At 62.7% G+C, this 22274-nt stretch carries 20 protein-coding genes; 16 read left to right on the forward strand and 4 right to left on the reverse strand.

Features of this window, described 5'->3' with window-relative positions:
- Positions 1 to 11: 11 nt before the first annotated feature.
- The gene (gene exeC, locus PG897_RS11520) at positions 12 to 860 is read right to left on the reverse strand and encodes a GspC family type II secretion system variant ExeC (protein WP_005308474.1); all 849 of its coding nucleotides are present in this window, start codon (positions 858 to 860) and stop codon (positions 12 to 14) included.
- 214 nt (positions 861 to 1074) lie between these two features.
- Here exeC and hslR point away from each other — a divergent pair, with 214 nt between their 5' ends.
- The 9 genes from hslR (at position 1075) to PG897_RS11565 (ending at position 8995) form a co-directional block, all read left to right on the forward strand.
- On the forward strand, positions 1075 to 1473 hold the full coding sequence (gene hslR, locus PG897_RS11525) for a ribosome-associated heat shock protein Hsp15 (protein WP_017765222.1): 399 nt from the start codon (positions 1075 to 1077) through the stop codon (positions 1471 to 1473).
- A gap of 108 nt (positions 1474 to 1581) precedes the next feature.
- Positions 1582 to 2466 carry an Hsp33 family molecular chaperone HslO gene (gene hslO, locus PG897_RS11530; protein ID WP_005308471.1) on the forward strand — a complete coding sequence of 295 codons (885 nt, stop codon included), beginning with the start codon at positions 1582 to 1584 and terminating at the stop codon, positions 2464 to 2466.
- A gap of 149 nt (positions 2467 to 2615) precedes the next feature.
- Complete coding sequence (pckA, locus tag PG897_RS11535) at positions 2616 to 4241, forward strand: phosphoenolpyruvate carboxykinase (ATP) (RefSeq protein WP_017765220.1); 1626 nt, start codon at positions 2616 to 2618, stop codon at positions 4239 to 4241.
- A gap of 175 nt (positions 4242 to 4416) precedes the next feature.
- Positions 4417 to 5082 carry a GntR family transcriptional regulator gene (locus PG897_RS11540; RefSeq protein WP_017783592.1) on the forward strand — a complete coding sequence of 222 codons (666 nt, stop codon included), beginning with the start codon at positions 4417 to 4419 and terminating at the stop codon, positions 5080 to 5082.
- Between the two features lie 33 nt (positions 5083 to 5115).
- Positions 5116 to 6921: an aminopeptidase P family protein gene (locus tag PG897_RS11545; RefSeq protein ID WP_270829023.1), complete on the forward strand. Its 1806-nt coding sequence runs from the start codon at positions 5116 to 5118 to the stop codon at positions 6919 to 6921.
- Positions 6922 to 7033: 112 nt separating this feature from the next.
- Positions 7034 to 7429, forward strand: coding sequence for a nitrous oxide-stimulated promoter family protein (locus PG897_RS11550; RefSeq protein WP_052248731.1), 396 nt, complete (start codon positions 7034 to 7036; stop codon positions 7427 to 7429).
- A gap of 95 nt (positions 7430 to 7524) precedes the next feature.
- Entirely contained in the window at positions 7525 to 7911 is a 387-nt protein-coding gene (locus tag PG897_RS11555; RefSeq protein WP_052248732.1) for a DUF6559 family protein, read from the forward strand.
- A gap of 14 nt (positions 7912 to 7925) precedes the next feature.
- Positions 7926 to 8381, forward strand: coding sequence for a GNAT family N-acetyltransferase (locus tag PG897_RS11560; RefSeq protein WP_043169395.1), 456 nt, complete (start codon positions 7926 to 7928; stop codon positions 8379 to 8381).
- A 137-nt stretch (positions 8382 to 8518) separates the two neighbouring features.
- The gene (locus tag PG897_RS11565; protein WP_005308463.1) at positions 8519 to 8995 is read left to right on the forward strand and encodes a glycine zipper 2TM domain-containing protein; all 477 of its coding nucleotides are present in this window, start codon (positions 8519 to 8521) and stop codon (positions 8993 to 8995) included.
- 74 nt (positions 8996 to 9069) lie between these two features.
- On the opposite strand, the gene PG897_RS11570 is transcribed toward PG897_RS11565, so the two are convergent.
- From PG897_RS11570 to PG897_RS11580, 3 genes are all read right to left on the reverse strand, one after another.
- A complete protein-coding gene (locus tag PG897_RS11570; RefSeq protein ID WP_043169397.1) occupies positions 9070 to 11049 on the reverse strand; it encodes a bifunctional 2',3'-cyclic-nucleotide 2'-phosphodiesterase/3'-nucleotidase in 1980 nt (659 codons plus the stop codon).
- Positions 11050 to 11175: 126 nt separating this feature from the next.
- On the reverse strand, positions 11176 to 11796 hold the full coding sequence (gene lysE, locus PG897_RS11575; protein ID WP_005308459.1) for an L-lysine exporter: 621 nt from the start codon (positions 11794 to 11796) through the stop codon (positions 11176 to 11178).
- Between the two features lie 213 nt (positions 11797 to 12009).
- Entirely contained in the window at positions 12010 to 12792 is a 783-nt protein-coding gene (locus PG897_RS11580; RefSeq protein ID WP_043169399.1) for a LuxR family transcriptional regulator, read from the reverse strand.
- A 62-nt stretch (positions 12793 to 12854) separates the two neighbouring features.
- Here PG897_RS11580 and PG897_RS11585 point away from each other — a divergent pair, with 62 nt between their 5' ends.
- The 7 genes from PG897_RS11585 to PG897_RS11615 all read left to right on the forward strand — a co-directional run bounded on the left by PG897_RS11585 (position 12855) and on the right by PG897_RS11615 (position 22173).
- Entirely contained in the window at positions 12855 to 13478 is a 624-nt protein-coding gene (locus PG897_RS11585) for an acyl-homoserine-lactone synthase (RefSeq protein ID WP_005308454.1), read from the forward strand.
- A gap of 266 nt (positions 13479 to 13744) precedes the next feature.
- Entirely contained in the window at positions 13745 to 14644 is a 900-nt protein-coding gene (locus tag PG897_RS11590) for a LysR family transcriptional regulator ArgP (protein ID WP_017765214.1), read from the forward strand.
- A gap of 86 nt (positions 14645 to 14730) precedes the next feature.
- On the forward strand, positions 14731 to 16752 hold the full coding sequence (locus tag PG897_RS11595) for an exoribonuclease II (protein ID WP_201882582.1): 2022 nt from the start codon (positions 14731 to 14733) through the stop codon (positions 16750 to 16752).
- A 192-nt stretch (positions 16753 to 16944) separates the two neighbouring features.
- Positions 16945 to 17538 (forward strand): TetR/AcrR family transcriptional regulator, encoded by a 594-nt coding sequence (locus PG897_RS11600; RefSeq protein ID WP_226014123.1) that lies wholly within the window; start codon positions 16945 to 16947, stop codon positions 17536 to 17538.
- 28 nt (positions 17539 to 17566) lie between these two features.
- Positions 17567 to 18613, forward strand: a complete 1047-nt coding sequence (locus tag PG897_RS11605) for a DUF418 domain-containing protein (RefSeq protein ID WP_270829025.1) — start codon at positions 17567 to 17569, stop codon at positions 18611 to 18613.
- A gap of 454 nt (positions 18614 to 19067) precedes the next feature.
- Positions 19068 to 20990 carry a PTS mannitol transporter subunit IICBA gene (locus PG897_RS11610; RefSeq protein WP_201882588.1) on the forward strand — a complete coding sequence of 641 codons (1923 nt, stop codon included), beginning with the start codon at positions 19068 to 19070 and terminating at the stop codon, positions 20988 to 20990.
- Positions 20991 to 21027: 37 nt separating this feature from the next.
- A complete protein-coding gene (locus PG897_RS11615; protein ID WP_010635246.1) occupies positions 21028 to 22173 on the forward strand; it encodes a mannitol-1-phosphate 5-dehydrogenase in 1146 nt (381 codons plus the stop codon).
- The last annotated feature ends 101 nt before the right edge of the window (positions 22174 to 22274 follow it).

Here is a 22274-nt window from a genome sequence, read left to right on the forward strand (position 1 = left end):
ACTCCAATTCATTATTCTGACAAGCCGACATAAACGTCGTAGAGCTGTCCTTGCCGCTCGACGGTGACGGTCATTTCCGTTGCGCCAGCCACCTGCTGCATCGCCTGCATGGCCTGAGCGTTATCCCGCAGATCCAGCCCGTTGATGCTGACCGCCATGTCGTTGGCGACCAGCCCGAGTTGATTGAACAGTTCCGGATTGCGACCCGGATTGAGGCGATAGCCGACCATGCGACCATCGACCCGGACCGGGGAAATATTGAGGTAATCGGTGATCTTGCCGGGGTTGCCCATCAGTTCGTTGCGCACCGAGGAGAGCTTGTCGTCCTGCTTGCCCTGCTGGGGCAGCGGCTTGCCGTACTCCTCGCCGTCCAGCATCAGGGTCTCGTCGCGCCCATCCCGCTCGATGATGACACGGTCGGCAAATACCTGGCGGATCTTGGCCTGGGTGCCGTCGATGAGGTCACCGATGCCATAGGAGTTCTGCAGCCCGTTGTGGGCGATGATGGCGATGGACTTGGCGGGATCCGAGCTCGCCAGCACGCCATTGAGCTGGGCGTTGAGCTGGGTCTTGGGAGCATCGGCTGCGACAACATCGGCCGCCTGGGCCTGCTGCTTGGCCTTGCCGAACAGCGCCAGCCGGCTGACGCCGCTCAGATCGAGCCGGTTTGAACCCTGGCCCTGACTGGCTACCACCGACGGCTGCCAGGGCTGACTGACGGGGCGGCTGCCGAGATCCAGCAGACGCCAGGTGAGGCCGGCACACTGGTGGGCCAGCAACAGCAGCAGAAGCCAGAACAGAGGCTGGCTGAAACGGGAGAGTGGCACGGTTTTACAACGGGCCAGAAGGGAGCTCAACAAGTCATCCCTGAACGGTAGCGTCATGTTTATCAATATTTTCTGGCATCCAAATCGGTTGGCTATTGTGTACGGCAATGGACCCAGAGACAACCGACCGGATGGGAGTAAGCTGCGAAAATTGACATTCCGTCACACCCTTGGGCCCCCTGTTTCTATCCCGGGGCCTGCCTCTGGTATAATCAGGCACCCCTTTCAGCCATTCCGGAGTCGATTCATGCCGAACCCCGCAGAAATCCCAACCCAGGTCCGTCTCGACAAGTGGTTGTGGGCGGCACGTTTTTACAAGACCCGCAGCCTGGCCCGCGACCAGATTGAAGGGGGCAAGGTGCACTACAACGGCCAGCGCAGCAAGCCGGGCAAGCATGTCGAGGTCGGCGCCCTCATTCGTTTCTGGCAGGGCCAGGACGAGCGGGAAGTGCGGGTGCTCGAGGTGAGCGAGCAGCGCAAATCCGCCCCGCTGGCCCAGCAGCTCTATGAAGAGACCGAGGCCAGCCTGAAACGACGGGCGGAAAACAGCGAGGCACGCCGCTTCAACAGCCAGTTTGCCCCGAGCCCCGAGCGTCGTCCCGACAAGCAGGAGCGGCGCCAGCTGATCAAGGTCAAGCAATATTGACCCGCCAAGATGGCCCTTTTATGACGACAGATGGCGGAATAAGTTCCTAACCACCTGTTTATTAATGTTTTTATCTATTTACCCCACCGAAGAACCCAGGAATGCATGATGAGTAACCAAGATCTCCTGTATCGCTATCTGTTCGAAGAGTACGAAGTCCGGGGCGAGCTGGTCCAGCTGGACCACACCTACCGCCACGTGGTGGAGGCTCAGAACTACCCGGTACAGGTGCAAAAACTGCTGGGTGAACTGCTGGTCGCCACCAGCCTGCTGACCGCCACCCTCAAGTTCGAAGGCTCCATCACGGTGCAGCTGCAGGGCAACGGCCCGGTACGGCTGGCCGTCATCAACGGCGACAACAACCAGCAGTTGCGCGGCGTGGCCCGCTACGAGGGTGAACTGCCGAGCGACGGCAAGTTGCAGAGCCTGATCGGGGAAGGCCAGCTGGTCATCACCATCACCCCGGAGCAGGGTGAACGCTATCAGGGCATCATAGCGCTGGACGCCGACACCCTGGCCGGCTGCCTGGAGCAGTACTTTACCCAGTCCGAACAGCTGGCGACCAAGCTCTGGATCCGCACCGGCTACCACGAAGGCGCGCCGCGTGCCGCCGGCATCCTGCTGCAGGAGCTGCCCGCCCAGAGCGAGGATCACGGCGACGACTTCGAGCACCTGACCCAGCTCACCAGCACCATCAAGGATGAAGAGCTGTTCGGTCTGGAAGCGGAAGAGATCCTCTACCGTCTCTACCACCAGGACAAGGTGCGGGTGTTCGATCCGCAGGCGGTCGAATTTCGCTGCACCTGCTCCCGCGAGCGTTGCGAAGGGGCCCTGTTGCAGATCGAGAAGGAAGAGGTAATGGAGATGGTGCAGGAGCTCGGCAAGATCGGCATGCACTGTGATTATTGTGGCGCCCAGTACGAATTTGACGGGATCGATGTCGAAACCCTGTTCAGCGGGGCTCCCGGTAATGATGCAAACAAGTTACACTAATTGAAGGCGGGCAAAACCCGCCTTTAACTTAAATAACAAAAAAATACCCTATTTTATAAAGTTTGATGGCGATCGCTAAACTCTACCACCTAAGTGATAGGATGAACGCCAGATAGAACCCTACCAACCTCTGAACCCAGGAGAATACAATGACAATCGTGGCAGAACCCACCCTGGCCCAACAATTAGGACTGGACCAGTACGGTATCAAGAACTCCACTGAAATCCTGCGCAACCCTTCCTACGACCAGCTGTTCGCGGAAGAGACTCGTGCCGACCTGGAAGGGTTCGAGCGCGGCGTAGTGACCGAACTGGGGGCCGTCAATGTCAATACCGGCATCTTCACCGGCCGCTCCCCGAAAGATAAATATATCGTCAAAGACGCCACTACCCAGAATACTGTGTGGTGGTCTGACCAGGGTAAAAACGATAACAAAGCCATCAGCCCGGAAGTGTGGTCACATCTGAAATCCCTGGTGACCAAGCAGCTCTCCGGCAAGCGCCTGTTCGTGGTGGACGGCTTCTGCGGTGCCAACCCGGACACCCGCCTGGCCGTGCGCATCATCACCGAGGTGGCCTGGCAGGCTCACTTCGTGAAAAACATGTTCATTCGCCCGAGCGATGAAGAGCTGAAAACCTTCAAACCGGACTTCGTGGTGATGAACGGTGCCAAGTGCACCAACCCGAACTGGAAGGAGCAGGGTCTCAACTCCGAGAACTTCGTCGCCTTCAACCTGACCGAGAAGATCCAGCTCATCGGCGGCACCTGGTACGGTGGCGAGATGAAGAAGGGGATGTTCTCCATGATGAACTACTTCCTGCCCCTGCGCGGCATCGCCTCCATGCACTGCTCCGCCAACGTGGGTCAGGACGGCGACGTGGCCATCTTCTTCGGCCTCTCCGGCACCGGCAAGACCACCCTCTCCACCGATCCCAAGCGTCAGCTGATCGGCGATGACGAGCACGGCTGGGACGACGACGGCGTGTTCAACTTCGAAGGGGGCTGCTACGCCAAGACCATCAAGCTCTCCAAGGAAGCCGAGCCGGACATCTACAACGCCATCCGTCGCGATGCGCTGCTGGAAAACGTGACCGTGGCGGCCGACGGCACCATCGACTTCGACGATGGCTCCAAGACCGAGAACACCCGGGTCTCCTACCCCATCTATCACATCGAGAACATCGTCAAGCCGGTCTCCAAGGCGGGTCACGCCACCAAGGTGATCTTCCTGACCGCCGACGCCTTCGGCGTGCTGCCCCCTGTCTCCAAGCTGACCAAGGAGCAGACCAAGTACCACTTCCTGTCTGGCTTCACCGCCAAGCTGGCCGGTACCGAGCGCGGCATCACAGAGCCGACCCCGACCTTCTCCTCCTGCTTCGGCGCGGCCTTCCTCTCCCTGCACCCGACCAAGTACGGTCAGGAGCTGGTGAAGCGGATGGAAGCGGCCGGTGCAGAGGCCTACCTGGTCAACACCGGCTGGAACGGCACCGGCAAGCGCATCTCCATCAAGGATACCCGCGCCATCATCGACGCCATCCTGGATGGATCCATCGAGAAGGCCGAGACCAAGGTGCTGCCGATCTTCAATCTGGAAGTGCCGACCGCCCTGCACGACGTGAATCCGGCGATCCTCGACCCGCGCGACACTTACGCCAACAAGGCCGAGTGGGATGCCAAGGCGCAGGATCTGGCCCAGCGTTTCATCAAGAACTTCGAGCGCTTCACCGACAACGACGAAGGCAAGCGTCTGGTCGCGGCGGGTCCGCAGCTGTAACAGCGACCCCGTTCACAACCAATCTCATACCGGTCAGCCCAGCTGACCGGTATTTTTTTGAGCAGAGCGCGGCGTTTGACTCCCGCCAAACCTTGCCTTGTGGGCCCTTGCGCGTTAGATTCAGCCCAACTTTATACAATATACAATTTTGTAACGATTCCCCTGTGACCCGATCATGACCCCACCCTACAAGACCCGTACCCAAATGGTGATGGAAAACCTCCGTGGCCGGATCCTGCGCGGTGAGTTTCCCGCCGGCGCCCCCCTGCGCCAGGACGCCATCGCCAAGGAGCTGGCGGTGAGCCGCATTCCGGTGCGGGAGGCCCTGATGCAGCTGGAGGCCCAGGGGTTGGTGAAGTTCGAGGCCCACCGCGGCGCCGTGGTCACCATGCTGGACGCCGCGGCCATCGAGGAGCTCTTTTATTTGCGAGCCCTGCTGGAAGCCGATACCCTGTTCCACGCCGTCGACCTGATGACGGAGGAGACCTTCGCCAAGGCGCAGGCGATCCTCGCCCAGTTCGACCAGGCCCTCGAGTCGGGCACCCAGATCGAACACTGGGCCGAACTGAACCACAGTTTTCACGCCACCCTCTATCAGGCCGCCGGCCGCCCCCAGGCACTGGAGCTGATCGCCCAGATCAATCTGAGCTGTGACCGCTATGTGCGCTTCGAGCTGCTGTTCGCCAGCGATGGCGTCGACAAGGCGGAGCGGGAGCACGCCCAGCTGCTGGAGCTGTGCCGCGCCCGCCGCAAGCACGAGGCGGTGGTACTGCTCAAGCAGCATATCGAGGCGGCTGGCCAATCCATCAAGCGGATCCTGGACAGCGGCCACAACCACTGAACACTCACATCACTACAATCTGGCATTAACGACATGAATCATTTCGAGATTATTGAAACCCGCGTCGCCCAGGTCAGGGCCGAACTGGCCATGATGGAGCTGGACGCCTTCATCGTCCCCCATGACGACGAGCACCTGGGGGAGTACATTCCCGCCTACGCCGAGCGACTGGACTGGATCACGGGTTTCAACGGCTCCGCCGGCCTCGCCATCATACTGGCGCAGCGGGCGGCCCTGTTCATCGACGGTCGTTACACGGTGCAGGCCCGCATGCAGGCACCGGCCGAGCTCTTCGAGTTTCTCCATCTGAACGAAGATCCCCACGTGCAGTGGCTGGCCGAGCAGCTGCCTGCCGGTTCACGGGTCGGCTTCGATGCCCGCCTGCACAGCCTGGCCTGGTATCGACACGCCAAAGAGATCCTGACCGAGCGCGGCATCGAGCTGGTGCGTGTTGATCAGAACCCCATCGATCTGCACTGGAGCGATCGCCCCGCTCCCACCAAGAATCCGGCCATCCTCTACAGCGAGGCGCTGGCGGGCCAGTCCAGCCAGGCCAAGCGCGAGCTGCTGGCCAGCGATCTGCGCAAGCGCGGGCTGGATGCGGTGCTGCTGACTCAGGCCGAGCCCATCAACTGGCTGCTCAACCTGCGTGGTCGCGACGTGGAGCGGCTGCCGGTGGTGTTGGGCTTTGCGGTGCTCTACGCCAACGCCACCATGGATTTCTTCGTCGACACCGACAAGATCGACTGCTTCGCCTTCAGCCAGCACGTGGGGCAAGATGTCTCCGTCTACCCCATCGACAAGCTGGGTGACGTGCTCAAACGCATCGGCGAGGATCAGCAGAAGGTGCTGGCCGATCCCAACACCGCCAACGCCTGGACCCAGCTGGTCATGGAAGAGGCGGGCGCCATCCTGGTAGCCGGTCAGGATCCGACCATGCTGCCGAAGGCGTGCAAGAACGAAGTGGAGCTGGCCGGCATGCGCGCCGCCCATCTGCGCGACGGTGTCGCCGTCACCCGCTTCCTGGCCTGGCTGGATCGGCTGATCGCCAGCGGCGAATTCGACGGCGTGGATGAAGGCACCCTGGCCGACCAGCTGGAAGCCTTCCGCCGCGAGCAGGATCACTATGTGGAGCCGAGCTTCGACACCATCTCGGCGCTCGGCCCCAACGCCGCCATGTGCCACTACCGCCACACCAACGGCACCCCGCGTACCTTCGGCCAGGACAGCATCTATCTGGTGGACTCCGGCGCCCAGTATCTGGACGGCGGCACCACCGACATCACGCGCACCATCAAGGTGGGTGAGCTGACCGACGAGCACAAGGCGATGTTCACCCGGGTGTTGCAGGGTCACATCGCGCTGGATCAGGCCCGCTTCCCGCGCGGCACCGCCGGCATCCAGCTCGACGTTCTGGCCCGCATGCCGCTGTGGCAGGCCGGTTACAACTACGACCACGGCACCGGCCACGGCGTCGGCCATTTCCTGAGCGTGCACGAAGGCCCGCAGCGCATCGCCCCCAAGGGCAGCCTGGTGGCCCTGCAGCCGGGCATGGTGCTCTCCAACGAACCTGGCTACTACCGGGAAGATGCCTTCGGCATCCGCTGCGAGAACCTGGTGGTGGTTACCGAACAGGAGCAGATCGGCGAGCTGCCGATGCTGGGCTTCGAGCGGCTGACCTATGTACCGTTCGATACCCGCCTCATCGATCGCAGCCTGCTGAGCCCGGCCGAGTTCCGCTGGATCAACGAGTACCACGCCGAGGTCTACCGCCGCCTGAGCCCGCTGCTTGAGGGCGAGGATCTCGCCTGGCTGGAGCAGGCAACCAGCCTCATCTAAGCGCAGACAATCGAAGTTGTCTGATGAAACAGGGCCCACGGGCCCTGTTTTTTTGCCCGCCGGTTTGACCTGTATCAAGACCCCGTCGCCCCAGGTCCGGACAATGCCTTGCATGACGACCCATCACACCCACCCCGCACGCCCGGCCCGTGCCGACAAGGCGCCCGTGCATCCCAGGCTCAAGCGTGAGCAGCAGACGGTCAGCGCCATGATCCGCCTCTACTGCGACCACCATCATCAGGATCCCGCCTGCCGGCACTGCCAGCAGTTGCAGGAGTTCGCCCACCAGCGGCTGCGCCGCTGCCGCTATGGTCACGGCCACAAGCCCACCTGTGCCAACTGCCACATCCACTGCTATGCCCCGGCCATGCGCAAGCAGATCCAGCTGGTGATGAAGTGGAGCGGCCCGCGCATGCTGTGGCATCACCCCTGGCTGGCCCTGCGCCACCTGCTGGACAGCCGCCGCAAGGCCCCCAGACGCCCCCACAGCCGCCCGCTTCCCCCCTGATCACTCATGCTGGATTCAGGAATCAGCCGGTAAACTCCACCCCGTCCAGACCGCCTCTTGCGGTCTGCATCTGACAGTGGAGAAGTGGAGATAAGATGGGCTGGTTTACCCGTTTTCGTGAGCGTCGGGCCCTGCGTCGCTATCTGGCGATGTCGGCTATCCTGGCCAAAGAGTATGGTGCCCGCGAGCAATACAGTGCGGGGCAGTTGCTGACCCAGGCCAGGATCCATAAACTGCCGCCCCGCTGGCTCCATTACTACTTCGCGCTCTACCGCCACGAGAGCGCGCCCGAGCTTGCCAGTGGCTGGCAACTCGACGATCAGCGCCTGCTCGCACTGCGCCAGTCGCTCGCCGAGAGCCTGTTTCACCACGATATCGCCTATACCGCTCTGGATGTCCGCGAGCTGGCGCGCCCTGCCCAATGGCGAGGCGGCAGCGACCGCAAGGTACAGACCCAGGGCATCACCTTTCGCCAATATTGACCGAAGGAGTCTTGATGCACCACACCCCGCCCCTGCTGCGCACCGCCACTCACACCGACATGCACGCCATCTGGCAGATCGACGTCAATGTGTTCGGGGAGGATGTCTATCCCGGCTTCTTCTTCCGCCAGGCCATGGATCTGTGGCCCGAACTGCTGCTGGTGGCCGAACTGGACGGCAGGCTGCTGGGCTATGCCCTGGGTGGGCTGGGACAGGATCGGTCGCAGGGCTGGCTGCTGTCGCTGGCGGTGCTGCCGGAGGCGCGCGGCTTCGGTCTGGCCGAACGCATGATGCTGCAGGTGGAGCAGTCACTGGAAAAGCTGGGGATCGAGCGGGTCAGACTGACGGTGGATCCGGCCAATCCGGCCCAGCGCCTCTACTTTCGACTCGGTTATCAGCAACTGGCCGAGGAGCGCGACTATTTCGGCCAGGGCGAGGATCGCCTGCTGCTGGAGAAACGGCTCGGCTGAGCCGGCGGTGACGGGGTTTGCCGGGCCCGGGCCTTATAATTGGTTACACTTTGCTGGTTTCATGCTCAATCCGGTTGGCGTAGAGTTGAATCACTGACCGAACAAACCAGATTAGATGCCAGCCCAGGAGGCCCATCATGTTGAAACGCATTACCCTCATCGCCCTGTTGGCCACCACCACCGCCACCACCCTCAGCGGCTGTGCCAACAGCGACGTCTACTCCGGCGACGTCTACACCAAGGATCGCGCCAAGCAGGTACAGACCGTCAGCTACGGCACCATCCTCTCCACCCGCCCGGTCAAGATCCAGGCCGATGAGAACTCGCTGATCGGCACCATAGGCGGCGCCGTGGTCGGCGGCCTGCTCGGCAGCACCATCGGCGGCGGGCGCGGCAGCGACATCGCTGCGGCCGGTGGCGCCATCGCGGGTGCAGCGGCGGGCAAGGCAGCCGGTGACAAGCTCAACCAGGTGGATGGCGTCGAGCTCGAGATCAAGAAAGAGAACGGCGAATCCATCGTGGTGGTGCAAAAGGCCAGCCCCACCTTCGTACCGGGCGCCCGGGTACGCATGACCCAGGGCAACGGCACCATCAACGTGGCCGTGGTCAACTAAGCCCTCGGAACCCTCCGCCCATGAAAAAGCCCTCGCAATGCGAGGGCTTTTTTTATTGCCATGTCGGCCGGGAATTACTGACGGATCAGCCGGAAGATGGCGTAGCCAGGGTGCTGGGCGTCATCCATCGGCAGGGTGGACTTGTACTCCAGATCCGCACCGGCCAGCTGTTTGGCCTCCTCGCGGGGCGAGGAGTAGAGCCGCACGTCCACGTTGGCCGGCAGAGCCTTCATGTGCCAGTTGTTGTTGGCCGCCGGGCTGAAGCCGGCCGGGTTGTCGGCAGACTGGGCCTTCAGGTACTGGGCGATGATCTCGCGCGTCTCGAAGGGATCTTCATGGACGATGTTGCTGCCGTCGATGCCCGGGAAGTGGCCGCCGCCGCTGGCGCGGTAGTTGTTGGTCACCACGTAGAACTTCTGGGCCGGATCGATGGGCTGGCCGTTGAAGGTGAGGCTGCTGATGCGCTGGCCGTCGCTGACCTTGGCCCCTTCCTTGTTGTAACGGGCCGGCTGGGTGATATCCACCTCGTAGTTGACCCCGTCGATCACGTCGAAGTTGTAGGTGGGGAACTTCTCGTTCACCAGCCACTGCACCTCGGTCTTGCCGGTGTCGATCTGGTTGAACTGGCCGGCACTCATCTCCAGCCACTCCTTGACGGTGGCCCCGTTCACCTCGACCACCTGCAGGGTGTTCGGATAGATGTAGAGGTCGGAGACGTTGCGCAGGGAGATGTCGCCCTGGGCCACGTAGGTGAAGTCGTTGATGCCGTTGCGACCGCCACGGAACGGCGCCGCCACCGACAGGATGGGGTAGGACTCCTTGAGCAGACCATCTTTTTGCAGCTGCTCGGCGTAGCGGCGCTGGGCATCGCTCACCAGCTGTACCGAGGGATCATCCTGCACCAGGGCGAAGAAGCTGTGGATGGAGGAGGTGATCTTGCCGAGCGGCTCGTCCAGCCACTGGTTGGTGGCGTCGTGGTCGGCCTGTACCAGGTCCACCACCCGCTGATCCACCGCACTACCCTCGCTGGAGTCGATCTTGCGCAGGCTGGCCTGGCTCTGTTTCACCTGCCACTTGCCGTCCACCTGCTCCAGCTTGAGGTCGATGATGCCGAGGTGGTTGCCCCAGTAACCCGGCATCACGGTCGGAATGCCGCTCAGGGTGCCGGCCTTATTGTCCACCTCCGGCAGATCCGGGAAATCACCCGGGAAGTTCTTGTGGGCGTGGCCCAGCATCAGGGCATCCACCCCCTTCACCTTGGCCAGGTGCCAGGCGGAGTTCTCCATCATGGCCTCGTAGCTGCTGGCGTTGATGCCGGTGTGGGCAACAACGACGACCACGTCGGCGCCCTTGGCGCGCAGCTCGGGCACATAGTGGTTGGCGGTCTCGACCATGTCGGCCACCACCACCTTGCCTTCCAGATGACGCTTGTCCCACTGCAGCACCTGCGGCGGGGTCAGCCCCAGGATGCCGACCTTGACGGTCTGCAGCTGACCCTTGTCATCCTTCACCTTGCGCTCCAGCAGCAGGTAGGGGGTGAACTTGTTGCCACTCCAGTCAATCTGCCCCTTGGCATCGCGCTTGAAGGCGCCCGCCTCGAACACGTTGGCGTTCACATAGGGGAACTTGGCTCCCTGCAGGGTCTTGGTGAGGTAATCCAGCCCGTAGTTGAACTCGTGGTTGCCCAGGTTGCCGGCGTCGTAGCCGAGCTCGTTCATCGCCTTGAACACCGGGTGGGCCTGCTTGTCGAGGTAGCCGGCACCGGACTGCTCGAAGATGTAGTCAGCCAGCGGCGTGCCCTGGATCAGGTCGCCGTTGTCGAGCAGCAGGTTGTTGGGGTTTTCGGCACGGGCCGCGCGGATCAGCAACGCGGTGCGGGAGAGGCCGAACTTACGATCCTCCTTGTTCTGGTAGTAGTCATACCCCAGCACGTTGGAGTGGATATCGGAGGTCTGGATCAGACGCAGGGCAACCTCGCCCGGTTGCGCCTTGCTGTCGTTTTCATTGCTACAGGCAGACAACAGCACGATGGCTGCAATAGCACCCAGCTTCATGGATTTATTCACTGTCTTGTCCCTTTTATTAGAGTGTCGCTTTACCAGCGACGGGAATTTAACAGACGAATATGTCAGCGGATGAAGCCGGGGTGAATTTTTATGAGGTGCGGCACAAAAATAGCCTTATGACGCCAGCAAAGCCCCGCTCGCCAGCTGCAACGCCAACCCCAGCATGATGAAACCAACAATAGTATCAATAGCTTGCTGTACCCTGCCGCGCGCGAGCCAGGGCGAGAGGGCGGCCGCCCCGAACGCCAGGCTGTAGAACCAGACCAGCGAGGCCAGCATGGCCCCCGCCGCGAAGGCGGGCCGCAACTCTTCGGCAAACTGGCTGCCGAAGGAGCCGAGCAGCATCAGGGTGTCCAGGTAGACGTGGGGGTTGAGCAGGGTCACCCCGAGGGTCATGGCCAGCACGCTCTTGACTCCCATCAGCTGGGGCGAGTCAGCAAGTGCTGCCCCCTGCCCGCGCCAGGCACTGCGCAGGGAACGGATACCGAACCAGCCGAGAAACAGCACGCCGCCCCAAGTCAGCAGGGCCAGGCCGATCGGGCTGGCCGCCAGCAGGTTGGCCCCGCCAAACACCCCGATGCCGATCAGCACGAGATCGCACAGGCAACAGAGGGTCGCCGTCAGCAGATGGTGGTTGCGGTGGATGCCCCGGCTCAGCACGAAGGCATTCTGGGCACCGATGGGGATGATCATGGCAAGGCCGAGGGTGAAGCCTTGCAGGGTGGTTGCAAACATGGATGAACCGTCCAGCAGAGTGATTGGACGGCACTATAAGGGGCGGCCAGACGTTTAGAGAAATTCATTAATCTGCTGAGCAATTTGTTTTGCTAATGACAGAGGGCTCGACCCAACCCCTTCGAGGTAGAAGGGGCTAGACCCGTTCATGGCTGTCAATTGCAGGATCTGACAATTGTTAGCCAGTCACTCTGCCCCGAGAATCATCGGGTTTTATTGCATCAGCTTGGGGAAGTTGGTGACCATGACCTGCTCGAGATTGGGCAGCAAGATGCCACTGCTCACCCCCTTGGCGATGGCCTGGTAGCGATTCATCGACCCCGTTTTACGGGTGACCTGATTGAGGTGGTAGTTCACGGTTCGCTCCGTGATCCCCAGGATGCAGGCGATTTCACTCGACGTTTTCCCTTCACTGGCCCAGAACAGGCATTCGGTCTCCCGGTCAGTCAGGGCCTCCTGAGGGTCATCGTCCCGCAGACTGACCCGCACAATCCGGATCGCCGCCTCGAAGATGTAGTTGGACATCCAGGAGAGGACGGGCGAGGACTCCAGCAGCAGATCGCTCGATGCCCGCTCGGCGGTGATGAACGACAGTATGCCGTTTTCCCCCGCCGCCCCGTGCAACGGAAACGAGATGCCGTTGCGCAGCCCGAACTCCGCCGCCAACCCCATCACGTCCAGACTGCCCTCTTGCAGAAAACGTGCTCGCTCATCCAGCCGGTTCCAGTAAATGGGCAAGGTCTGCTTGCGGGCCAATTGAATGATGGGATCACAGGCCAGCATATGGTTTGCCGTATAGGCCTGCACCCAGGAGTCGGGGCACTGATTGAACAGCACCACCTTGGGTCTTTGCATCGACATGGGGATGATCAGCGCAAACCGGTAGTAGTCGTAACCCATACCGAGCGTGAACCGACCGATCAACTCGGCCAGACGATCCCCGTCCGTTACCGAAGTGAAATGTTCGAGGTACTCAAGCAGTTGGTCTTGTTTCATAGGCTAGCCCCCCTGGCCAGGGCCTCGATTATAGCGCCGAACACTGAAATGGAGACATCTGAATGCTTGTTTTCAAAGGAAAATTAAAAGAACACCCCAGATGGGAGGTAGAAAACGAGCTTTATCGCTTTCGCAATCGCGTCTTCTCCGATCGCCTCGGCTGGGATGTGGAATCTCACCGTGGTCTGGAGCAGGACAGTTTCGATACCCCTGACACCCATTGGGTTCTGATTGAAGACGACTCAGGCCTGTGCGGCTGCATCCGTCTGCTCAGTTGTGCCCAGGATTACATGCTGCCCAGCATCTTCCCCACCGCCCTCGCCGGCGAAGCCCCGCCGCGCAGCAACGACGTGTGGGAACTGACCCGCCTCGCCATCGATGCCGAACGGGCACCGCGCCTGGGCAACGGGGTCAGCGAGCTGACCTGCGTCATCTTCCGCGAGGTCTATGCCTTCGCCAGGGCGAAGGGGATCCGTGAGCTGGTCGCCGTGGTCAGCCTGCCGGTGGAACGCATCTTCCGCCGCCTCGGCCTGCCCATCGAGCGGCTCGGTCACCGCCAGGCGGTGGATCTGGGCGCCGTGCGCGGGGTGGGGATCCGCTTCCATCTGGACGAGCGTTTCGCCCGTGCCGTCGGTCAGCCCCTGCAGGGGGCCTATGACGAAGCCCGCGAGCTGGTCACCGAATAAGGGTGACGCAAAAAAATCCCGGGGTAAGACCCGGGATTAAAAGTTCTCGCTATAGCCCGTTTCCACCCCATGCAAAAACGGACGCAAAAGAGTATCTCCTGAATACCTTTTGACCACCACTGTCACATCTCACAGTGACAAACCCGCTTTGACCCCACAACCCTTGTCTCGCCTGCGCTGCCGACATTTTCAGCGCTCTCAGGTTGTTCTCTCGCCACCACTTGAGTAGCATCCCTTCTCAATCTCCCTGCTGATAAGGAATGCTGATGAAGGCGTTGGACTACAAGCTGCTGCTGGCGCTGGATGCGGTGATGCAGGAGCAGAACTTCGAGCGCGCCGCCCAGCGCCTGCACATCACCCAGTCCGCCATCTCCCAGCGCATCAAGCAGCTGGAGCAGCAGTTTGCCGAGCCGCTGATCATTCGCGGCCAGCCGCTGCAGGCCACCGCGCTCGGTCAGAAGCTGCTGGCCCACTACCGCCAGGTACGCCAGCTGGAACTGGAGCTGGCCGGCGAGCTCTCTCCCGCCGAGCCCCAGGCGCCGATCCGGGTCAGCATTGCCGTCAATGCCGACAGTCTGGCCACCTGGTTTCTGCCCGCCCTGGCGCCGCTGCTGGAACAGCACCCCATCGAGCTCAACCTGCTGGTGGATGACGAGAGCCGCACCCTGGATCGGGTGCGCGAGGGGCAGGCGTTCGGTGCCGTCAGCCTGCACGGCCAGCCACTGGCGGGCTGCTGCGTCGACGAGCTCGGCGAGATGCGCTACCTGCTCACCGCCAGCCCCGCCTTCGTCGAGCGCCACTTCCCGCAGGGGCTGACCCTGGCGGCGCTGGCCAAGGCGCCGGCGGTGGCCTTCGATCAGCGCGACGACATGCATGTCAGCTACATGGCCCGCCACTTCGGGCTGGAGCCCGGCGGCTACCCCTGCCACACGGTCCGCTCCTCCGAGGCCTTCGTCGCCATGGCCGAGCAGGGGCTGGCCTGCTGCCTCATCCCGGAACTGCAGATCCGTCGCCAGCTGGCGGAGGGGTCATTGCTCGATCTCAACCCGGAACAGCACCTGATAGAGCGACTCTACTGGCACCGCTGGGTGCTGGAGCGCGGGCTGCACAAACAGATATCCCAGCGCCTGATCGAGCAGGGTCGCCGAGCGCTGCAACGCCCCTGACAGGGCCATTCACCTTGGCTTTGGAGGGGTAAAAACGTATAGTGCTGGGCGATTAACCACCAGGTCTCCACTCAGGTTCCCCATTTATGTTCCAAGACAATCCGCTGCTGGCCCAGCTCAAGCAACAAATCCGCGAAAACATCCCCAAGAAAGAGGGTGTGATCCGCGCCTCCGATCGGGGCTTCGGCTTTCTGGAGGTCGATGAGAAGACCAGCTATTTCGTGCCGCCTCCCTACATGAAAAAGGTGATGCACGGTGACCGGGTGACCGCCCTGATCCGCACCGAGAAAGAGAAGGAAGTGGCCGAGCCGGATGAACTGCTGGAGCAGTCCGTCACCCGCTTCGTGGCCCGGGTCAAGATGTTCCGCGACCGCCTCAACGTGGTGGCCGATCATCCGCTGATCAAGGATGCCATCAAGGCCCGCGTCAAGAAGGGTCTGGACGAAAAAGAGTTCAAGGAAGGGGACTGGGTGGTCGCCACCCTCAAGCGTCACGCCCTGGTGGACGGCAACTTCTCCGCCGAGATCACCCAGAAGATCGCCGCCCAGGAAGATCACAACGTGCCCTGGTGGGTGGTGCTGGCGCGCCACAACCTGGCCCAGGTCGAGCCGGCGGATCTGCCGGAGTGGAAGGTGATCGAAGAGGAAGAGCTGCCCCGCACCGATCTGACCGCGACCCCCTTCTTCACCATCGACGGCGCCAAGACCAAGGACATGGACGATGCCCTGGCCATCCGCAAGCTGGACAACGGCTGGGAGCTGCTGGTCGCCATCGCCGACCCGACCGCCTATGTGGCCGAAGGGAGCGAGCTGGACAAGGAGGCCGCCCAGCGCGCCTTCACCGTCTACATGCCGGGCCGCAACGTGCCGATGATCCCGCGCACCCTCTCCGACGAACTCTGCTCCCTGAAAGAGGGCGAGGAGCGCAACACCCTGTGCGCCCGCCTGCTGATCGCCGAGGATGGCCTGCTGCTGGAGGAGACCGAGTTCTTCGCCGCCCGCATCTGCTCCCACGCCCGCCTCAACTATGACGACGTCTCCGATTGGGCCGAACACGGCAAAACGCTGGATATCGACGCAGGCGTGCTGGCCCAGCTGCCGCTGATGAAGGCGATGACCGAGGCGCGCATCAAGTGGCGCACCGAGCACGCCCTGGTGTTCCCGGACCGCCCCGACTACGACTTCGAGCTGGGCGAGAACGGCGCTGTGCTGGCCATCCACGTCGAGCCGCGCCGCATCGCCAACCGCATGGTGGAAGAGTCGATGATCGCCGCCAACATCTGCGCCGGCCGCGTGCTGGGCAAGAGCGTCGGCTACGGCATCTTCAATGTCCACACCGGCTTTGATGAAGAGTCCCTCGACGGTGCCATCGACCTGCTGAAAAGCGCCGAGGCCCCGTTCGAGAAGATCGATATCGCCAGTCTGTCCGGCTTCTGCGCCCTGCGCCGCTGGATCGACAGCCTGGACACCCGCTGGCTGGACGGCAAGATCCGCCGCTTCCAGAGCTATGCGCTGATGTCCGCCGAACCGGGTGCCCACTACGGCCTGGGGCTGGATGCCTACGCCACCTGGACCTCACCGATCCGCAAGTACGGCGACATGGTCAACCATCGCCTGCTCAAGGCCGTCATCGCCGGCAAGACCCCGGGTGAGCGCCCGAGCCTGGAGCTGACCGAGCACCTGACCGCCTGCCGTCGCCTGCACCGCATGGTGGAGCGCGACATCGGCGACTGGCTCTATGTCCGCTACCTGAAGGCCGATGCGGGTACCGACAAGGTGTTCAACGCCGAGATCATCGACGTGATGCGTGCCGGCCTCAAGCTGCGCCTGCAGGAGAACGGTGCCGTGGTGTTCATGCCCGCCCGCCATATCCTGGACAACAAGGAGCGGCTGGAGTGCAACTGGGACAACGGCCGCGTCTATCTGGACAAGACCGAGGTGGTCTACGAGCTCGGCCAGATCATCGAGGTGAAGCTGACCGAAGCGGTGGAAGAGACCCGCTCCCTCATCGCCAAGCCGGCGGTGGAGCTGGTGCCGGGCCCGGCGCCGGTCGCCCCGGTGAGCGAAGCCGATGCCGCGCCTGCCGACGAGGCCCCCAAGGCCGAATAAGCCAGGCCAGGCCTCCCCTCCTTGCAAAAGCCCGCACCCTGCGGGCTTTTTTATTGGGTCATGCCGCCCGCCTGGTCAGCAGATCACTTTTTGTACGTCCCGAGCTTGCCAGTGGCTCGCCAGGGGCATAGAGTGAATCCACAAATGAACGAACGTTCGCTCATGGTGAATTTTCAGACAAGAGGCATCCCCATGACCACCAACAACCTGCGGCTGGAGCAGCGCCGCGAGCAGATCATCCAGGCGGCGCTCGGCTGCTTCATCGAGCGGGGCTTCCACCAGACCGGCATGCGCGACATCGCCGCCGCCGCCGGGGTGAGCCTCGGCAACCTCTACAACCACTTCGCCCGCAAGGAGGAGCTGATCGCCCACATCGCCTCGCTGGAGGCGGCCGAGCTGCAACCCTTGCTGGATGAGCTGGTTCAGGGGCCGGCCCGGGCGGCGCTGGCCCGCTTCGCCGCCGGCTACCTCGCCTGGTCGCTGACCCCGGAGAACCTGCTGCTCGGCACCGAGATCCTGGCCGAGCTGACCCGCCATCCCGAGATGGCGGCCACCTTCGCCAGCAACCAGCGCCAGCTGTGCGATGCCCTGGCGGCGACGGTGCGCCGTGGCCAGCAGGCAGGGGAGCTGGCAACCCACCTGCAGCCGGACCTCACGGCCCAGCTGCTGCTGGACGCGCTGGAGGGGCAAGCCCTGCGCCACGCCCTGGCTCTGCATCCAGAGCAGGCGCCGGTGGAGCAAAGGTTGCCGTCCCTGCTGGACCAGCTGTTGGGCCCGGCCAGCTGACCCGCTGATCACCAAAGGAGTCGCTCCCATGACCGTCCCGTACAATCGACTGGAAGGACTGGATCTGGCCCGCGCCATGGCCCTGCTCGGCATGGTGCTGGTGAATTTTCGCATCGCCATGGGGGTACTGGCGGGGGAGCCGGCCTGGCTCAAGCCCCTGCTGGATGCACTGGAGGGTCGCTCCGCCGCCAGCTTCGTGGTGCTGGCCGGCATCGGGCTGGGGCTGTCGACCCGCAAGCTGGCGTGGTCGGCGGCCATGACCCACACCGCCAGGCGGGCCCTGTTTCTGCTGATCGTGGGGCTGCTCAACTACCTGGTGTTTCCGGCCGACATCATCCACTACTACGCCGTCTACTTTCTGCTGGGGGCCTGCTGTCTCCGGCTTCCCTCCCCCTGGCTGCTGGCCCTGATCCCGCTGCTGGCGGCAAGCTTCGTCGGCCTGCTGTTCCTGCTCGATTACGATCGGGGCTGGCAGTGGCACAGCTTCAGCTATCCCGAGTTCTGGACCCTGGCCGGCTTCATCCGCAATCTGCTGTTCAACGGCTGGCACCCTGTGGTGCCCTGGCTGGGCTTTCTGCTCTACGGCCTCTGGCTGAGCCGCCAGTCTCTGGCCAATCCGGTCACCCAGCGCTGGCTGCTGGCCGGTGGTGTGAGTGCCATGGTGCTGACCAGGGGGCTGTCACTCTGGTTGCCAACCCTCTTGCCGAACCCAGAGCTGGCGCCACTGCTGGCGACCCAGCCCATTCCCCCGGCGCCGCTCTACCTGCTGTTCGGCATGGGCGCGGCCAGCACCCTGATCGCCCTCAGCCTCTGGCTGAGCCGTACCCTGCCAGAGGCCCGCTGGTGGCGAGTGTGGCTGCCGGTCGGCCGGCAGACCCTGACCCTCTATCTGGCCCACATCATGCTCGGCATGGGGATGCTGGAGGCCATTGGCTGGCTGCAGGGGCAGGATCTGCCCGAGGTGGTGCTGGCCGCCACCCTCTTCGCCCTGGCGGCGCTGCTGTTTGCCAATCTCTGGAGTCAGCGCTTCGAGCGAGGCCCGCTGGAGTGGCTGATGCGCCGCCTCTGCGGCTGAAGGAGAGCATGAAAAACTGAAAGTAGGTTACAAAATAATTGACCCATTGGTTATTTGAGTGCTGATTCAAGTAATCCATCGTCAACACCCTCACTTTTCAGGTCAGGCGAATTGCTCCAATTGAATACAAATAATGGAAATGAGAAACAGATCACATTGACACCGGGTTTGCGCAAACAACAAAGAGTGACTTGCATCACATAAAAACGATGCTGTCGGCAGTAAAGATCGAAATGTAGCCGAAATACAGAGAGTTGATGTGATCCACATCACTATGAAGGGAGGGGGGATGTCGGGGTATTTGAGAGCTGTGTCACAAGACACCCCGTTTTCAGCCTAATTTGATCACAAGCTGGTAGATTGAAGTTGCTTAGACGACAGGGATGGCGGTTCGGCAAAACCGGCCAGCCCGACTACCACTTTTAATCAAACAGGCTTAAAACGGGGTCCCGACATGTTATCACCGGATACCAAAGTCAAGATACAGAATTTTGGACGCTTCCTGTCCAATATGGTCATGCCCAACATAGGCGCCTTCATCGCCTGGGGCTTTATTACCGCCCTCTTCATCCCCACCGGCTGGCTGCCGAGCGAAACCTTGGCCAAGCTGGTCGGCCCCATGATCACCTACCTGCTGCCGCTGCTGATTGGCTATACCGGCGGCAAGCTGATGGGCGGTGAGCGCGGCGGCGTGGTCGGTGCCATCACCACCATGGGCGTCATCGTGGGGACCGACATTCCCATGTTCATGGGCGCCATGATGGTCGGCCCGCTCGGTGGCTGGGCCATCAAGCGTTTCGACAAGGCGATGGAAGGTCGCGTCAAGAGCGGCTTCGAGATGCTGGTCAACAACTTCTCCGCCGGCCTCATCGGCATGCTGCTGGCGATCCTCGCCTTCTTCGTGATCGGCCCCTTCGTCAAGGTGCTCTCCGGCGTACTGGCCGGTGGCGTCGGCTTCCTGGTGGACAACAACCTGCTGCCGCTCACCTCCATCTTCGTCGAGCCGGCCAAGATCCTGTTCCTCAACAACGCCATCAACCACGGCATCTTCTCGCCGCTGGGGATCCAGCAGGCCACCGAGCACGGCCGCTCCATCTTCTTCCTGATCGAAGCGAACCCGGGCCCGGGCATGGGCGTGCTGCTGGCCTACATGGTGTTCGGTCGCGGCGCCGCCAAGCAGTCCGCTGCCGGTGCCTCCATCATTCACTTCTTCGGCGGCATCCACGAGATCTACTTCCCGTATGTGCTGATGAACCCGCGCCTGATCCTGGCGGTGATCGCCGGCGGCATGACCGGGGTGTTCACCCTGACCCTGTTCAACGCAGGTCTGGTCTCCCCCGCCTCACCGGGTTCCATCTTCGCCGTGCTGTTGATGACGCCGAAAGCCTCCCTGATCGGGGTCGCCCTCTCCATCATCAGCGCCACCCTGGTCTCCTTCCTGGTCGCCGCCGTGTTCGTCCGTGCCCAGCAGCCGGAAGCCGACGAGGCCGATGCCCTCGGTGAAGCCACTCGCAAGATGAAAGCCATGAAGGGTGCCAAGCCCGAGACCGCAGCGGCCAAGAAGCCGGGCGGTGAACTGATGGCGGTACGCAACATCGTCGTCGCCTGCGATGCGGGCATGGGATCCAGTGCCATGGGCGCCGGCCTGCTGCGCAAGCGGGTGCAGGCTGCCGGCCTCGACATCAGCGTCACCAACCGCGCCATCGATCAGCTCGACGATCAGGTGGACTGGGTCATCACCCACAAGGATCTGACCGAGCGGGCCCGTCGCCACGCGCCGCACGCCCACCACATCTCACTCACCAACTTCCTCGACAGCGGTCTCTATCAGGAGCTGGTACAGAGCCTGACCCAGGCCGCCAACGATGACGTCGCCAACCCGCAGCTGCTGGTGGCTGCCAACGACGACAGCTACGAGCCGCAAGCGACCGAGGTCTTTACCCTGAGCCGTCATGACGTGCACCTGGGGCTCAAGGCCGACAACAAGGAGGCCGCCATCCGGGCTGCCGGCAAGCTGCTGGCGGAGCGGGGCTACGTGGCGCCCGACTACGTCAACGCCATGCTGGAGCGCGAAAAGCTGGTCTCCACCTACCTCGGCGAATCCATCGCCGTGCCGCACGGCACCATTGCCGCCAAGGAGTTTGTGAAGCGCACCGGTATCGTCATCTGCCAATACCCGGCCGGGGTCGCCTTCGGCGAGGCGGCCGATGAAGTGGCGCGGCTGGTGATCGGCATCGCCGCCCGCAACGACGAACACATGCAGGTGATAACCCGCCTGACCAATGCACTGGACGAACCCGGCCTCATCGACCGGCTGGCCAGCACTCAGGATCCCCAGGAGTTCCTGGATCTGCTGGGTGCCGAGCAGGCTGCCTGATCGTCCTTCATCGTCTTTGGTTCAAGAGGTTAATATCATGAAAACATTGCATTTTGGTGCCGGCAATATCGGTCGCGGCTTCATCGGAAAACTGCTGGCTGACGCCAGCCACCAGGTCACCTTCGCCGACGTCAACGAGACCCTGATCGACCAGCTCAACCACCGCCAGGAGTACAAGGTGCACGTGGTGGGAGCGGATCAGAAGCTGGACGTGGTGCGCAACGTGGCGGCGGTGAGCTCCGCCGGCCACGAGGTGATCGCCCGCATCATCACCGCCGATCTGGTCACCACCGCGGTCGGCCCCAACATTCTGGACAAGATTGCCAGCACCCTGGCCCAGGGGCTGCAGGCCCGCTTCGATGCCGGCAACCTGACACCGCTCAACGTCATCGCCTGCGAGAACATGGTGCGCGGCACCAGCCACCTCAAGCAGGAGGTACTCAAGTACCTGCCGGTCGCGTATCATGCCACCCTCGACGCCTGCATCGGTTTCGTCGACTCGGCGGTGGACCGCATCGTTCCGCCCGCGGCGGCCAACGATGATCCGCTGGAAGTGACGGTGGAGAGCTTCAGCGAGTGGATCGTCGACCAGACCCAGTTCAAGGGGGAGCTGCCGCAGGTGGCGGGCATGGAGCCCACCGACAACCTGATGGCCTTCGTCGAGCGCAAGCTGTTCACCCTCAACACCGGCCACATCGTCACCGCCTACCTCGGCAAGCTGAGGGGCTATCGCACCATCCGCGAGGCGATCGAGGATCCGCTGATCCGCAGCAAGGTACGCCGCGCCATGGAGGAGAGCGGCGCCGTGCTGGTGCAACGCTACGGTTTCGACCCGCGCCTGCACGCCGCCTACATCGAGAAGATCCTGGCCCGCTTCGCCAACCCCTATCTGGTGGACGAGATTGACCGGGTCGGCCGTCAGCCGCTGCGCAAGCTGGCGGCGGGGGATCGGCTGGTGAAGCCGCTGCTCGGCACCCTGGAGTACGGCCTGCCAAACGATCACCTGCAGGAGGGGATCGCCGCGGCCCTGCACTATCGCAACGCCGACGACCCGCAGGCGGTGGAGCTGCAACAGCTGCTGGCGGAGCTGGGCCCGGCCCAGGCCCTGGCTCGCATCACCGGCCTGGCCGCCGACAGCGACATCGTCAGCGCCATCGTCACCCGTTATGGCAATTTGAAGTGACCTGATGAGGCGCCACCGTGCCGGCCCGCGCAGGCCGGCCACCAAAGCGCCTCATACGATAAAAACCGGGAGAGAGGCTCACTCTCTCCCAGTCAGCTGGA

The organism is Aeromonas sp. QDB20 (genome assembly GCF_027707805.1).
Classification (GTDB): Bacteria; Pseudomonadota; Gammaproteobacteria; order Enterobacterales; family Aeromonadaceae; genus Aeromonas; species Aeromonas dhakensis.

Coding starts and splice junctions, on each gene's coding strand:
- PG897_RS11570 (WP_043169397.1), bottom strand. CDS start 11,049: ATGAAGCTGGGTGCTATTGCAGCCATCGTGCTGTTGTCTGCCTGTAGC.
- PG897_RS11590 (WP_017765214.1), top strand. CDS start 13,745: ATGAAGGCGTTGGACTACAAGCTGCTGCTGGCGCTGGATGCGGTGATG.
- PG897_RS11585 (WP_005308454.1), top strand. CDS start 12,855: ATGCTTGTTTTCAAAGGAAAATTAAAAGAACACCCCAGATGGGAGGTA.
- PG897_RS11560 (WP_043169395.1), top strand. CDS start 7,926: ATGCACCACACCCCGCCCCTGCTGCGCACCGCCACTCACACCGACATG.
- PG897_RS11615 (WP_010635246.1), top strand. CDS start 21,028: ATGAAAACATTGCATTTTGGTGCCGGCAATATCGGTCGCGGCTTCATC.
- PG897_RS11605 (WP_270829025.1), top strand. CDS start 17,567: ATGACCGTCCCGTACAATCGACTGGAAGGACTGGATCTGGCCCGCGCC.
- PG897_RS11600 (WP_226014123.1), top strand. CDS start 16,945: ATGACCACCAACAACCTGCGGCTGGAGCAGCGCCGCGAGCAGATCATC.
- PG897_RS11555 (WP_052248732.1), top strand. CDS start 7,525: ATGGGCTGGTTTACCCGTTTTCGTGAGCGTCGGGCCCTGCGTCGCTAT.
- PG897_RS11550 (WP_052248731.1), top strand. CDS start 7,034: ATGACGACCCATCACACCCACCCCGCACGCCCGGCCCGTGCCGACAAG.
- PG897_RS11595 (WP_201882582.1), top strand. CDS start 14,731: ATGTTCCAAGACAATCCGCTGCTGGCCCAGCTCAAGCAACAAATCCGC.
- PG897_RS11540 (WP_017783592.1), top strand. CDS start 4,417: ATGACCCCACCCTACAAGACCCGTACCCAAATGGTGATGGAAAACCTC.
- lysE (WP_005308459.1), bottom strand. CDS start 11,796: ATGTTTGCAACCACCCTGCAAGGCTTCACCCTCGGCCTTGCCATGATC.
- hslO (WP_005308471.1), top strand. CDS start 1,582: ATGAGTAACCAAGATCTCCTGTATCGCTATCTGTTCGAAGAGTACGAA.
- PG897_RS11565 (WP_005308463.1), top strand. CDS start 8,519: ATGTTGAAACGCATTACCCTCATCGCCCTGTTGGCCACCACCACCGCC.
- PG897_RS11580 (WP_043169399.1), bottom strand. CDS start 12,792: ATGAAACAAGACCAACTGCTTGAGTACCTCGAACATTTCACTTCGGTA.
- PG897_RS11545 (WP_270829023.1), top strand. CDS start 5,116: ATGAATCATTTCGAGATTATTGAAACCCGCGTCGCCCAGGTCAGGGCC.
- PG897_RS11610 (WP_201882588.1), top strand. CDS start 19,068: ATGTTATCACCGGATACCAAAGTCAAGATACAGAATTTTGGACGCTTC.
- hslR (WP_017765222.1), top strand. CDS start 1,075: ATGCCGAACCCCGCAGAAATCCCAACCCAGGTCCGTCTCGACAAGTGG.
- pckA (WP_017765220.1), top strand. CDS start 2,616: ATGACAATCGTGGCAGAACCCACCCTGGCCCAACAATTAGGACTGGAC.